Below are 13,437 nucleotides of genomic sequence, written 5' to 3' on the forward strand. Positions count from 1 at the left end.
GTCATGCGCCGCGAAATCCACCGGCAGCGCTGGCGCCCGAAACGCTGTCATCGAAAGAGGAGAGCCGTGAAAGTCACCCTTGGAGAATATCTCGGGTCAATCCGCACAGATAGAAAGCTTACTCTTCGCGCTGTCGAAGAGGCGACAAATAAAGAAGTCTCAAATGCTTATCTAAGCCAGATTGAGAACGGTAAAATTCAGAAGCCGTCCCCAAACATCCTTTATGCCCTCGCGAACCTTTATGGCGTGGACTACGACAAACTGATGGAGTTAGCAGGTTATATAACGACGACGCGTACCGATGTTGAACGCCATGGGAGGGCGGCGACTTTCGCTGAATTGAACTTAACGCAGGCCGAAGAATCTGAACTGCTGAAGTATCTCGGTTATCTGCGATCGAAGAAGGATTGACCACTTGAAGCCTGACGACAGTTCCCTCACTGCGAGCGAGTATGCAGCAATCCATCGTGCAGCGACCGATCTGTTGAATAAGGCAAGCGCATGGGACCGGCTGCCTACGCCGGTCCCAGATCTGCTAAGCGCCGCGAAGCTTCGCGTTGCGCCAATGAGCGCGTTCGATCCGCGTCAGCTTCTTCGTCATGCCCGCGAATTTGGTGAGCGGGCGGCAAGCCTCATCAAATCGGCAATTGAGAAGGTGAGGGGCATCTTCGACGTTCAAGAAGATATAATCCATGTCGATGGTACGGTTGCCGAATCCAAGCAGAATTTTCTCAAGCTTCACGAAGCCGGTCACAAGCACATCCCACATCAATCTAAGCTTTTTCGCTGGATTCAGGATTGCGATAAGTCGCTGTCGCCGGATGTCTCCGACCAGTTTGAGCGCGAGGCGAACATCTTCGCATCGGTCGTCCTGTTTCAAGACGGGCGCTTCGCTGAAATGGCGGCCGATAGTGCATTCGGCATAAAAGTCCCGCTGGCGTTGAGCAAAAAATTTGGTGCGTCCGCTTATGCCTCTATGAGGGAATATGTCCGGCGAAATGAGCGCGCGTGCGCTGTGATTGTCCTCAACCCCGTAGAAATATGCCCTGTTCTCGGGATGCGTTCCGAGCTCCGTCGCGTAGAACTCTCGCCGCTTTTCCAGAAGCGGTTTGGTGAGTTGAAACTGCCCGAACATGTTGACCGATTGAGCCCGCTTGCGGAGTTCGTACCACTTGCAGGTCGACGCATGTCCCGCCCTGGAACCCTGCAACTTGAGGACAAGAACGGCGATGTCGTCGAATTCATCGCTGAGGGATTTGCGACGCCATTCAACAGCTTCATCCTCATCCATGCGAGAGCAGAGCTGAAGAAATCCATCGTTGTGCCATTTCCGTCAAGTCGGATCGTGCGAATGGTGACGCAGCTAAAACTTTGAACGCTACGAGAGCGACCACGGACTCTGTTCTAAAGGCCCAAGTTTGTCTCTCGATGGGCAGATTCCTTTTCCTGAAGACCTCGATAAACAAATAATGGGTTACACAGCAATGCCCTACAGAGTCCCAGAATGGCCGGAGATTCGTGCAAAGGGAGAATCGCTCGCCGCCGAACACCCCGATGATCATTTCATGAAGACTGTGCTCGAGGGTGCCTTTCTTGTCGGCGAGAGCGAAAATCCAATCCGGGGCAACCTATGTGCAGCAGCGATGCGTGAACTCACGGGTCACGTGCTTCATTCAATGGCCCCGGATCAACTCGTGACGGCGTGTAGTTGGTACGAGCTTGTCAAAGATACCAAAGGCCCGACGCGGTTGCAGCGGGTCACATACATAGTGCAAGGGGCTTTGCCGAGAGACTTTGTGGAAAACGTTCTGAAACTTGACCTGAGCAAGATCGCGCGACCACTGCTGAAGACAATCGAAATGCTCAATCGTTCAACGCATGTGCGGGAAGAAACCATTCTCGATGACGATGAGGAGATACGTGTTCTGGTGGATGACTCGCTGGACGGCTTGTTGGATATCTATGACGCAGCTCGGATTTGCCGAGAGGAAGTCCATCGCTCGTTGAGAACAGAGGTTTTCGACACGGTTCTCGACAAATTTCTATCGGAGACCTTGCAGGAGCTTGATGAGCTATCAACTCATACCTCTGTCGATGGACATGAGATCGACGACTACACAATTACGTTCGTTGATGACGAGTTCATAGAACTGGCCATCGCGGGTACCGTTTATGTCGAGCTTCAGTATGGCTCCAGATCGGATATCCGAAATGACATGGGAGCCGTTCTCTCCGACTCCTATCCGTATACCGCAAGCATGAAAGCGCGAGTAATCGAGCCCCAACGTATATTAAGAGACAGCGTCGTCGTCACTGTCGACAACAGCGCGTTCTACGATTGATATCTCGGCTTACGATCAGGAAACTTTTTCCCAGTTAATTTCGAAGACTGTTATGGCATTTGCGAGGAGTGCCTATCGCCGCGATTGGTTCGGCGCGAGCTTCACGCCGCGTAGTTTACTCGGAGACGGTAACACTTGGCCGCTCTCTTGCCGTGAGATCGTCCACCCACGCCTTGGCGCGATCCAGGAAGACAAGCGGCCCCTCGACCACGGTGGATCGGGGCTCTTCTCCTGGAGGTCAAGCACCCGGTTGCTTCCCGGGGCGGTGACCACAGCGAAATGCGAACTCGGGCTGTAGATCGCGATACGATATCCTCTGTGTTCACGCACCATGGCTGGCATCGGCCGGCTCCTGCGGTATTCCGCTCGGCGGACGACGTCCCGATGAGATCAGTTCCTTGTGCACCTCGGACGACGGAGGCGACGAGAGGACCGTCGCCTCCGTCACCCAGACCTTGCCGTCGACGTCTTCACCACGGCGGATCGCAGCCGCGGCCAGGTCGCGGTAATACTCGACGAAACGAACGAGCCGCCGAAGCGACATTTCCGGCGGGCGCGCTGTCGCCTTCATGGCTTCGCACGTGACGATCACAAGCCAGACGGACGCGCCATCGGTCACGGCCATCTGGCCATTCTCGAAATACAAGAAGGGCGCCGGCTCGCAGAGCTGGATTTCAAAATCGTGCGACATCATCCTGCCTTCTTGCTTTTAAGTTCGTCGGCAACGCTCTTCCGCAAGGCGTCCATGATGTTGATGACGTTGGTGGCCGGGGCGTCCTTCGCTTTCGCAGTCTTCTTTTTCGGCTTCAAGGCCTTCTTCTTCTCCTCGATCAGCTTGAGAAGGCTTTCCTGAATAGGATCGCTGACCATGTCGGGTGACCACCGCTTCGTCTTCTGCTTGATCAGCTTCTGGACCAGCGGCACGAGATCGGGATCGGCCCCGTCGTCGATGTCCTCGAAATATGCCTCCTCCGGCCGAACCTCGTCGCCGAAACGCAGGGACCACAGGACGATGCCTTCATCCCGCGGCTCGAGCACGACCGCCTTCTCGCGTCGGCCGACGACGAGCTTTGATATGCCGACGACTTTGTCGGCCTTCATCGCATCCCGGATGACTGCGAACGCCTCATTGCCGACCGCGTCGTCCGGCATGAGGTAGTGCGGCTTCTCCAGGTAGACCCATTCGATCGATTCCGCCGGAGCGAACTTCTCGATGTCGATCGTTTTGACGGTGTCGAGCGCCACCCGGTCGAGATCGTCGTCCGTGAGAATGACATAGTCGTTCTCGCCGCGGGCATAGCCTTTCGCCTCGTCCTCGTCCTTAACGGGCTTGCCGGTCACGGAGTCGATATATTGCGACACGACCCGGTTGCCCGTCTCCTTGTTGAGCGTGTGAAAGCGGACCTTCTCGCTCTCGCTCGTCGCGGGCGTCATCGCCACCGGGCAAGTGACCAGCGAGAGTTTGAGATAGCCCTTCCAGTAGTATCGCGTTGCCATCGCCTGTCTCCTAACCCGCCGTGCGTTGCGGAGCAGCCTTGAAGGAGGCGGCCTTCGCAGCCGCTCCGCGCGCGGCGCGCTGCCGACCGGTGCCAGCGTTGGCATTGGCGGCGGTGCGTTTCGGTTTCTCCCCCGTAGCCTTAAGCATGCCAGCGCTTTCGCGAAGGGCCGCAAGCAGATCGCTCGGCTTCGAAACCTCGACTTTTTTCGGCTTAGGCAGGGATCTGCCTTCCATCTTCGCCTTCACCAGAGCGGCGAGCGCTGCTTCATATCGATCGTCGAACGTGGCCGGATCGAAGTCGCCCTTCTTGGTGCTGATGATATGCTTGGCAAGATCGAGCATCTCGCCTTCAATCTTCAGCTTCGGCATTTCCTCGAACGCCTTCTTCGACGAGCGGACTTCGTAGTCATAGTTCAAGGTTGTGGCGATGAGACCTTTGCCATGCGGCCGGATGAGCACGGTCCGCATACGGCGGAACAGGACGGTCCGTGCGATCGCCGCCACCTTCGACTTCCGCATTCCGTCGCGCAGCGCGACAAAGGCGTCGCCGCCCATTTTGTCCGGTGTCAGGTAATAGGGCTTGTCGAAGTAGACGTCATCGACATCAGAGCAGGGAATGAACGCTTCGATCTCGAGGGTCTTGTTTGACTCCGGAATGGTGGCGGCGACCTCGTCCGGATCAATGACGATATACTGGCCGTTCTCGGTCTCGAAGCCCTTGGTCTGCTGTTCCTTCGGCACAGGCTCTTCGGTCTCGCCGTCGACGAAGACGCGGTTGACCCGATTGCCGGTTGCCTTGTTGATCGTGTTGAAGGTGATCCGGTCGGAGGTGCTCGCCGCTGTGTAGAGAGCCGCCCCGCAAGAGACTTCCCCGAACTTGATGAAGCCCTTCCATTGGGCTCTGTGTCCACTCGCCATACCCGTTACTCCCGAATCGCTACTGGCGAATCAAGGTCTGAAGAGGTGATTCGTTCCGATTCGAAACGAATCATTTTTCAATGGCTTAGCGTCGTTTGTTGCCAATTTGATTCCGGGTGCACCGGCAGGCACCTATCGAGGATGGGATCGCCGACGCGTAAGCCAAGGAACAACGTGAATCATCAAACGTTTAGGGGCAGGATCACTTAGCAAGTAGGAGATATCGCTATGGCGACGACAGCACGCGGCCGGGCGCAGGACAGAGCGAAGGTCGCAGGCGGACAGGATCATGAGGTCCGATACGAAGCGAAGAAGGAAGGCGTCTCGAAGGGTAAAGTGAAAGACGCCGTCAAAAACGTAGGCAACAGCCGCAAGAAGGTAGAAGCGGATCTAAAAGGTTGATGGATCAAACGCTGGATACAAGCGTCGGGAGCACAGGGACTGATGCTCGCTCAGGAACAATTTCGGCACACGGCGAACGTCAACGGGCTGAAGTCGAGATATTCGTGTCGAAGAATGCCGGTTTGCGCGCAAGCGTCGATGTCTCGAGCGGTGGCCTGCTCTCGATCGCCGCTCTCGTCTCCAGCATACTTCTATCGACGGCTGTTCTCGTTCATGTCGCCACGCGCGGCGCCCGGTCGAAAAGCCTCTGGCGATGATGAGGGCTCACTTGGATCCGATCTTGAAGATCGTCCCCACAATCATCATCTAGGGACTACCACCCGAAACCAACGACAGGCCGCGCCGCGAAATGATTTTCGCGTGGTCGCGGCCGTCCGGGTGAACGAGGGCGCTCCCCATGACGGGTCGAGCGCCCTCGGTTTGTCAAAACCCGAAAGCGAGAACCGTTGTCCGATAAAACCTTGATCGTCTTCCTGCATGGGATCGGTGCCTCGGGCGCGCAGCTCATGCCGCTGGCATCGTCCTGGCGCGCCAGCCTTCCCGGGACGCGCTTCGTCGCTCCAGACGCCCCGATGCATTACAGGTACGGTCATCAGTGGTTCAGCACGGACGGCAATCCCCTCGATCCGGAGCGTATCGAAAGCGCCCGAGAAGCATTCGACGGACTTATGAACGACGTCGTCCGGCGCGAAGGGTTACCCTTGAGGAACTCGTCCATACCTGGCCAGCGAGGTCGGAGCCTGGGGAATACGAGCGGCTCCGAGGGTGGTGGAACCCGACACTCGACGAGCTCCGAGAAGCAAGAAGGGCCGCCAAATCTCGCGAGCGACGGAAATCGGAGTCCGGGGTGCTGCGCGCCGCGGCGTTGACGCCCTTTAGCGACTAAAAAAATGAGTCCGGGCAAATACTTGGCGCCGCGCCGCTACATCACTGATTCGTTTGGTGATTCATATATCGGCGTTTCAGTCCGCCCTAATTTATCCTCCGGACGCCCGCTTGACTCTTTTCGAGCAACGGAACAAAAAGAGAACCTCCATATTTTGAGGGGCATGAAGTCCCGTGCAACGCGAGCTGAGGAGGTCCGTGAACGATGTCGCGCGTCCATAATCCTCGGGTCATCGAGGAGCTGAGAGACCGCATCGCCCACCTGGAGGGCAGTGCGGCAAAAAAAGCCATCGTCTTGCCTTTCGGCGTTCGCGAGATGGACCAGCATCTGCCGGGGGGCGGGCTATCATACGGCGCGCTTCACGAGATAGCAGGCGGCGGCGCCGGCACTGTCGATGGCGCGGCGGCGGCCTTGTTTGCCGCCGGAATTGCCGCGCGCTCGAAGGGCAAGGTGCTTTGGTGCCTGACAAGACCTGACCTCTTCTTCCCGGCGATTGCCCAAGCCGGCTTGCATCCCGACCGCGTGATCTTCTGCGAAGGCGACAAGGAAGAGGATGTCCTGGCGTCCATGGAAGAAGGGCTCTCCTTTGGTGGATTGGCAGCGGTGGTCGGGGAGCTGGTTCGATTGCCGATGGTGGCATCCCGAAGACTTCAACTGGCCGCCGAAAAGACAGGAACCATGGGGCTCGTCGTCCGCAGATGGCGGCGGCAGACAGAAGCGTCGGATTTCGGCAATCCGACGGCCTCGACGACACGGTGGAGGGTGAGCGTGCTTCCGTCGGAGGAACTACCAGTGGCGGGGGTCGGCCGCGCCCGATGGCTTGCGGAACTGATGCGGGTGAAAGCAGGCGAGTGTGCTGAGTTTGAATTAGGAGCCTGTGATGCCAAGGGTCGTCTGTGTCTACTTCCCCACTTTGCCAACAGACCGGATACGACGGCATGGAGAGGGAACCGTGCCAGCTGACCAGCCTCTCGTCGTCATTTCGAAATCGGGCTCGAAACGCTGGGTCTCGGCTGCAGACACCGCCGCGCGCAAACTTGGCCTCAAGGTCTGCATGCCCGCGAGCAAAGCCCAGGCCATAGTCGCCAACCTAACGATGATCGATGCTGATCCTAGCGCCGACGCCGCTGCCCTTGAGCGCCTCGCGCTATGGGCGCTCCGGCAGTACAGCCCGGTCGTCGCCGTCGACGGCACAGACGGTATCGTCATGGATACCGAAGGCGCCGATCACCTGCAGGGCGGCGAAGCCCTGCTGATTTCCGGGCTGGTCAACGGCTTGAGAGGACGAGGCCTGACCGCTCGTGCTGCGGTCGCCGATACCTGGGGCGCGGCGCATGCGCTGAGCCGTGTAACGTCGGCGGAGACGACCGTCGTTCCGGTGGGCGGCGTTGCGAAAGCGGTGACCGGCCTGCCGATCCACTGTCTGCGCCTTCCGCCCGACACGATTCACGGGCTGCGTGTCATGGGCGTCGAGACGGTCGGTGAACTCTCCGCCATGCCGCGCGCGCCGTTGACGCTGAGATACGGGCCGGAGGTCGGTCGGCGGCTGGATCAACTGTTCGGACGGATGGCAGAACCTATCGAGCCTCTGCGAACGCCAGAGCTCGTCGCGGCGGCGAAGAACTTTCAGGAGCCGATCGGCGCCGCGGACACGATCGCCAAATATGTGCGTCGGCTGGTCGGCGAACTCACCTCCAAGCTGGAGGCACGTGGTCTGGGCGTCAGGCGCTCCGATCTGGTCATCCACCGGGTCGACAATACCCGCCAGTGTATTCGAGCCGGGCTGGCAAAACCGGTGCGTGACCCCGCCCGGCTGTCAAAGCTTCTCTGCGACCGGATCGAAAAGATCGACCCCGGCTTCGGCATCGAACGGCTCGTGCTTGTCGCCATCATGGCGGAGCCATTGGAGGAGCGGCAGGTCGCGTCGTCACTCATCGAGGAGCAGGTTGTCGATGTCACGCCGCTTGTCGATATTCTCGGCAACCGTGGCCAGCGGCTTTACCGGGTTATCCCCGTCGCCTCCGACGTTCCCGAGCGATCGGTGATGCGCGTCAGCCCGACGGCCGACGAGACTGGAGCGACATGGGCTGCCAAATGGCCAAGGCCCTCGCGGCTGCTGGCGAACCCGGAACGCATCGACGTCACCGCTCTTCTCCCCGATCAGCCGCCCGCCGTCTTCACTTGGCGCGGCAAGCGTCGCCGCGTCAAACGGGCCGATGGCCCGGAGCGGATATTCGGCGAGTGGTGGCTTCGTCCGAGAGAACATGCCGCCGTTCGGGATTATTTCGTCGTCGAGGACGAGGCCGGCGCACGCTACTGGGTCTATCGTGCCGGCGACGGGGTGGATACCGATACGGGCTCGCACTTGTGGTTTCTGCATGGGGTGTTCGGATGAGATATGCCGAGCTTCAGGTCACCACACATTTCTCGTTCCTGCGCGGCGCCAGTTCGGCCGAGGAACTGTTTGCCGCCGCGGCAGCGCTTGGCATTGATGCTTTGGGCGTTGTCGATCGCAACTCGCTTGCTGGCATCGTGCGCGCCTGGGAAGCGGCGAAGACCACGGGCGTGAGACTTGTTGTCGGCTGTCGTCTCGATCTTTCTGATGGCATGTCGATCCTGGTCTACCCGACCGATCGCCCAGCCTATTCGAGGCTGACCCGCCTGCTTTCGCTCGGCAAGAGCCGGGGAGGCAAGGGCAAGTGCATCCTCGATCTCTCGGATGTGGAAGCCTATAGCGGCGGCCTGATTGCCATCCTGATCCCGGATGAGGCCGACGAGACCACTGCAGGTCAGGTCAGGAAGATCGCCGCGATCTTCGGCGACAGGGCTTACGTCTCGCTGTGCCTGCGCCGACGTCCTAACGATCGTCTGCGGCTCCACAACCTGTCGAACATGGCCGTGCGCCACAAGGTCAGGACGGTCGTCACCAACGATGTCCTGTTTCACGATCCCAGTCGCCGGCAGCTGCAGGACATCGTCACCTGCGTCCGCAATCGGACCACCATCGATAGCGTCGGCTTCGATCGTGAACGACATGCCGATCGGTTCCTGAAAGCGCCGGAAGAAATGCACCGGCTGTTTTCGGACTATCCGGAAGCATTGGCGCGCACCCGCGAAATCGTCGACCGCTGTCGTTTCGACATGAGCGAGCTTCAGTATCAATACCCGGAAGAAGCGCTTGTGCCGGGCCTCGACGCGCAGCAGTCGCTGACCAAGTTCGCCTGGGAGGGTGCTGCCGCTCGATATCCCGAGGGGATCCCCGACAAGGTCCGCAAGGCGATCCTGCATGAACTCGAACTCATCCGGGTGATGAAATACGCCCCGTACTTTCTCACTGTCTACAGCATCGTCCGGTTTGCCCGGTCACAAGGCATCCTCTGCCAGGGGCGGGGATCGGCGGCCAACTCGGCCGTCTGCTACTGCCTCGGGGTCACCAGCATCAATCCGGAAACCGGCGACCTGCTGTTCGAGCGTTTTGTCTCGATGGAACGCGACGAGCCGCCAGATATCGACGTCGATTTCGAGCATGAACGGCGCGAAGAGGTCATTCAATGGATCTACGAGACCTATGGCCGCTCACGCTCTGCCCTTTGCTCTACCGTTACCCGTTATCGTGCGAAGGGAGCATTGCGTGACGTCGGCAAGGCACTTGGGCTTCCGGAGGACCTGATCACCCAACTATCCTCCGGCGTCTGGGGCTGGTCGGAAGGGGTCGGCGAGAAGCAGCTTAAAGACAACAACATGAACACCGCCGACTACCGCCTGAAGCTGGCGCTCGATCTCAGCTCCCAGCTGATGGGCGCGCCGCGCCATCTCGGCCAGCATCCGGGCGGCTTCGTTCTGACGCAGGACAGGCTCAACGATCTGGTGCCGATCGAACCGGCGACCATGAAGGACCGCCAGGTAGTGGAGTGGGACAAGGACGACATCGAGGCGCTGAAGTTCATGAAGGTCGACGTGCTCGCTCTCGGGATGCTGACCTGCATGGCGAAATCGTTCGAGCTGCTGAAGGAAAACAAGAATATTCCGATGGGTCTGTCGGACGTTGAGCAGGAGGACCAAGCCACATACGCGATGATCCGCAAGGCCGATACGCTCGGCACGTTCCAGATCGAAAGCCGCGCCCAGATGGCGATGCTGCCACGCCTGAAGCCTCGGACATTTTATGACCTCGTCGTCCAGGTGGCCATCGTTCGGCCGGGACCCATCCAGGGGGACATGGTCCATCCGTATCTTCGCCGCCGCGAAGGCAAGGAGAAGGTCGAATATCCGACACCGGAGCTTGAAGCGGTGCTTGGTAAGACGCTGGGCGTCCCGCTGTTTCAGGAGAGCGCGATGAAGGTCGCGATGACTTGCGCGGGCTTTACCGCGGGTGAGGCCGACCAGCTTAGGCGCGCAATGGCCACCTTCAAGTTCACCGGCGGGGTCTCGAAGTTCAAGGACAAGCTCGTCGAGGGCATGGTCAGGAACAACTACACCCGCGAATTCGCCGAGAAGACATTCACCCAGCTTGAGGGTTTTGGCTCGTACGGCTTTCCCGAAAGCCATGCCGCGAGCTTCGCGCTGATCGCCTATGCCAGCTCCTGGGTGAAATGTCATCACCCGGATGTATTCTGTGCGGCGCTCCTCAACAGCCAGCCCATGGGGTTCTACAGCGTCGCACAGATCGTCCAGGATGCCCGAAACCATAGTGTCGAGGTCCGGCCGGTCTGCGTCAACCGCTCGCGTTGGGACTGCACGATGGAGCGGATCGGCAATTCCGACCGCTTTGCTGTTCGTCTCGGCATGCGTGTCGTCAAGGGACTGTCCACCAACGAAGCCGCGCGCATCATCCTGGCTCAGGCAGAGCAACCATTCGTCTCAGCCGACGACATGTGGCGGCGTTCCGGAGTGACGCCGTCGTCGCTGGTCAAACTGGCTGAGGCAGATGCTTTCCTGCCATCGCTGCAACTGGAACGGCGACAGGCACTTTGGGATATCAAGGCGCTGAGGGATGAGCCCTTGGAACTCTGGGCGGCCGCCGCTGAGCGAGAAGCCAAGGTGATCGCCGAGATGCAGGAGCCTGAAGTGGCGCTGAAGTCGATGACCGAGGGCAGGGAGGTAGTCGAGGACTATTCACACACCGGTCTAACCCTGCGGGCGCATCCGGTGTCGTTTCTTCGAAGAGACCTCGATCGGAAGGGTATTGTTACCTGCGCCGAAGCCATGGGTCAGCGCGATGGAAGATGGTTGTGGACGGCGGGTCTGGTTCTGGTGCGACAGCGGCCGGGATCGGCCAAGGGCGTCATGTTCCTCACGCTGGAAGACGAGACCGGTATCGTCAACGCTGTCGTTTGGCCCTCGCTCTTCGAGCGCCAGCGGCGGGTTCTGATGACCGCGAGCATGATGGCGATCAATGGCCGCATTCAGAGGGAAGGCGAGGTCGTTCACCTCGTTGCGCAGCGCCTGTTCGATTTCTCGAACGATCTGGCAAGCGTTGGGAACCGCGACGGCGGCTTCGGTGACTTCCCGCTTCCCCATGGTCGCGGCGACCAGGTCAAGCACGGAGGAGGACCTGATCCGCGAGACAATCCCAAGCCTGCCGTGCAGGCGCGCGACATCTATATCCCTGACCTCCATATCGATAACCTGAAAATCAAATCCAGAAACTTCCACTGAGGAGACCCGTGTGTCGCGTCTGTTTGCAGTCACCAAAAGCCTGGAGGAGATTGTCACGCATTTCGCCGTCGACATGGCGCCGGCGATTGAGGTGCCGAACGAAACGGTCGAAGGCACTCCCGGACTGATCGTCCTTGAGAAAGACGGGTTGAGGCTGTTGAAGTCGATCCCATGGGGCTTTCCGCGACAGACCCGCGACATGCGGCGCGAGGGCGGGCCCCCGAGCCGGATAGGTCTCGTCGCTGATCTCACCAATCCGCTCTGGGACCGCATCGTTGTCGATCCCAGATATCGTTGCCTGATCCCTTTGACACACTTCGCCAACCCCGACGGTGTCAAAGGGGCAAAAAACCGATCATGGTTTTCGAAGAACCGCCAACCCCTGATGGCCTGGGCGGGCTTCTGCAAGAACACCCCCGACTTCGGCCCGGTGTTCGCCGGCATGACCATGACCGCCAATGAGAAGATCAGGCCATTTAACGACCGCATGCCTGTTTTGCTAAAAGCCGAGGAATATGACCGCTGGCTTCACGGTTCGATCGAGGACGTCATCGCATTCCAGTTCCGCGAGCCGCCGTCATCCGATGACTTCGAAGTCCTCCATACGCGCGATCGCTGGCAAAGCGGCGTTTCACCCTCCAAGGCTTCACCGCGCCGGGACAACATGCTTATGTAGCCAAGGTTCGTGTTGAAAGGTCTGCCATATGTGCAACTTGTACACCGTCCGTCTTTCCGCCGCGGAAGTGGCCGCGCACTTTCGCGTGCCGAACCCGATGCAATCCAACGCTCCCGAGGAAGTTTACCCCGGCACGCCCGGGATGGTGGTGACGGAGAATGAAGGCGTTCGCGAGCTTCGCTCGATGGTGTGGGGATTTCCCCTGCGCCTGAAAACCATGAAGCCAGAGGCAAAGCCGAAGCCGGTCAACAATATAGCAGACCTTGCGAAAGGCATGTGGGTCGGCCTCGCTCGAAAACCGCAATGGCGATGCCTGATCCCGGTCACGGGTTTTGCCGAAGCAGAAGGCGAGAAGGGCCGGATGACGCGCACATGGTTTTCGCTCAAGGACCAGCCAATCTTTGCCTGGGCGGGGCTGTGGCGGGTCAGTGACGAGTGGGGTCCCGTCTACTCCGGCGTCATGACGGACGCCAATGAGGCGATCCAGCCGGTGCACAATCGCATGCCGGTTCTCTTGCATGCTGGCGAATACGAACAGTGGCTTCACGGTAGCTTCGATGATGCGCTCGCGTTCCAGAAGCGGACATTTCCGCCAGAGTTGGTGACGATGGAGCGGACAAGCGAGCTGTGGACGAAGAAGAAGGCCGCACCTGAGGCGCCGCTGCTACTTTGATGGCAGCTTTTTCCTGTCGATACCGGAATTGTCAACATGCGATGCCAATCACCAGGGCGCGCACGCGACCCTTCGATTGCTCATCCGAGGTAACAGGATGGCTCCATGGGCTCTCTATCATGGTCACACGAGAAGTCGAGCTGTCGTCAAATCAAGTGGGGCACCGCCTCGACGGGGCATCCTCGGACCTGATTGAAGGCTGAACAAACGGCCAAGGTGTCGGGATCACGACAAGATCCGCAACAGTATCATCAATGTTTGTCCGAGGCGGCCCACGGAGGCGTCCCATCCCGCTCTTGATGGATGGCTTCCTGTCCAGCCCCGGATCTCCGTCGATCAACCCGCTGACGGGGTCCGCTACGCAAGCGTGCGGCCACTCGGCTT

13 protein-coding genes and 2 pseudogenes are annotated in these 13,437 nt (G+C 59.4%); 12 read left to right on the forward strand and 3 right to left on the reverse strand.

Annotated features, from left to right (window positions below; genetic code table 11):
• The first annotated feature begins 66 nt into the window (after nt 1-66).
• From EDE09_RS17780 to EDE09_RS17790, 3 genes are all read left to right on the forward strand, one after another.
• Complete coding sequence (locus EDE09_RS17780) at nt 67-411, forward strand: helix-turn-helix transcriptional regulator (RefSeq protein ID WP_221157355.1); 345 nt, start codon at nt 67-69, stop codon at nt 409-411.
• Nucleotides 412-415: 4 nt separating this feature from the next.
• Nucleotides 416-1,375, forward strand: coding sequence for an ImmA/IrrE family metallo-endopeptidase (locus EDE09_RS17785; RefSeq protein WP_132412029.1), 960 nt, complete (start codon nt 416-418; stop codon nt 1,373-1,375).
• Between the two features lie 109 nt (nt 1,376-1,484).
• Entirely contained in the window at nt 1,485-2,342 is an 858-nt protein-coding gene (locus tag EDE09_RS17790) for a hypothetical protein (RefSeq protein WP_132412031.1), read from the forward strand.
• 322 nt (nt 2,343-2,664) lie between these two features.
• On the opposite strand, the gene EDE09_RS17795 is transcribed toward EDE09_RS17790, so the two are convergent.
• The 3 genes from EDE09_RS17795 to EDE09_RS17805 are packed head-to-tail and all read right to left on the reverse strand — an operon-like array spanning nt 2,665 to nt 4,758.
• The gene (locus EDE09_RS17795) at nt 2,665-3,033 is read right to left on the reverse strand and encodes a hypothetical protein (RefSeq protein WP_132412033.1); all 369 of its coding nucleotides are present in this window, start codon (nt 3,031-3,033) and stop codon (nt 2,665-2,667) included.
• The gene (locus tag EDE09_RS17800) at nt 3,033-3,839 is read right to left on the reverse strand and encodes a Ku protein (protein WP_132412035.1); all 807 of its coding nucleotides are present in this window, start codon (nt 3,837-3,839) and stop codon (nt 3,033-3,035) included. The genes EDE09_RS17795 and EDE09_RS17800 overlap by 1 nt, the downstream gene beginning before the upstream one ends.
• A gap of 10 nt (nt 3,840-3,849) precedes the next feature.
• Nucleotides 3,850-4,758 carry a Ku protein gene (locus EDE09_RS17805; protein ID WP_132412037.1) on the reverse strand — a complete coding sequence of 303 codons (909 nt, stop codon included), beginning with the start codon at nt 4,756-4,758 and terminating at the stop codon, nt 3,850-3,852.
• 228 nt (nt 4,759-4,986) lie between these two features.
• Between EDE09_RS17805 and EDE09_RS17810 the strand changes: the two genes are divergently transcribed.
• The 9 genes and pseudogenes from EDE09_RS17810 to EDE09_RS17845 all read left to right on the forward strand — a co-directional run bounded on the left by EDE09_RS17810 (nt 4,987) and on the right by EDE09_RS17845 (nt 13,053).
• Nucleotides 4,987-5,160, forward strand: a complete 174-nt coding sequence (locus EDE09_RS17810) for a DUF3606 domain-containing protein (protein ID WP_132412039.1) — start codon at nt 4,987-4,989, stop codon at nt 5,158-5,160.
• A gap of 104 nt (nt 5,161-5,264) precedes the next feature.
• The gene (locus EDE09_RS28235; protein WP_165924213.1) at nt 5,265-5,417 is read left to right on the forward strand and encodes a hypothetical protein; all 153 of its coding nucleotides are present in this window, start codon (nt 5,265-5,267) and stop codon (nt 5,415-5,417) included.
• Nucleotides 5,418-5,621: 204 nt separating this feature from the next.
• Nucleotides 5,622-5,765 (forward strand): annotated as a pseudogene (locus EDE09_RS28855) (phospholipase); the annotation flags it as partial.
• 92 nt (nt 5,766-5,857) lie between these two features.
• Nucleotides 5,858-6,046: pseudogene (locus EDE09_RS28715) on the forward strand (hypothetical protein); the annotation flags it as partial.
• A gap of 204 nt (nt 6,047-6,250) precedes the next feature.
• Nucleotides 6,251-7,009 (forward strand): ImuA family protein, encoded by a 759-nt coding sequence (locus tag EDE09_RS17825; RefSeq protein WP_132412041.1) that lies wholly within the window; start codon nt 6,251-6,253, stop codon nt 7,007-7,009.
• On the forward strand, nt 6,927-8,441 hold the full coding sequence (locus EDE09_RS17830; protein ID WP_207914863.1) for a DNA polymerase Y family protein: 1,515 nt from the start codon (nt 6,927-6,929) through the stop codon (nt 8,439-8,441). The genes EDE09_RS17825 and EDE09_RS17830 overlap by 83 nt, the downstream gene beginning before the upstream one ends.
• Entirely contained in the window at nt 8,438-11,704 is a 3,267-nt protein-coding gene (locus EDE09_RS17835) for an error-prone DNA polymerase (RefSeq protein ID WP_132412045.1), read from the forward strand. Before EDE09_RS17830 ends, EDE09_RS17835 begins: the two co-directional genes overlap by 4 nt.
• A 10-nt stretch (nt 11,705-11,714) precedes the next feature.
• On the forward strand, nt 11,715-12,380 hold the full coding sequence (locus EDE09_RS17840) for an SOS response-associated peptidase family protein (protein WP_132412047.1): 666 nt from the start codon (nt 11,715-11,717) through the stop codon (nt 12,378-12,380).
• Nucleotides 12,381-12,408: 28 nt separating this feature from the next.
• On the forward strand, nt 12,409-13,053 hold the full coding sequence (locus EDE09_RS17845; protein ID WP_132412049.1) for an SOS response-associated peptidase family protein: 645 nt from the start codon (nt 12,409-12,411) through the stop codon (nt 13,051-13,053).
• The last annotated feature ends 384 nt before the right edge of the window (nt 13,054-13,437 follow it).

The organism is Neorhizobium sp. S3-V5DH, from assembly GCF_004343065.1.
Lineage (GTDB): Bacteria > Pseudomonadota > Alphaproteobacteria > Rhizobiales > Rhizobiaceae > Neorhizobium > Neorhizobium huautlense.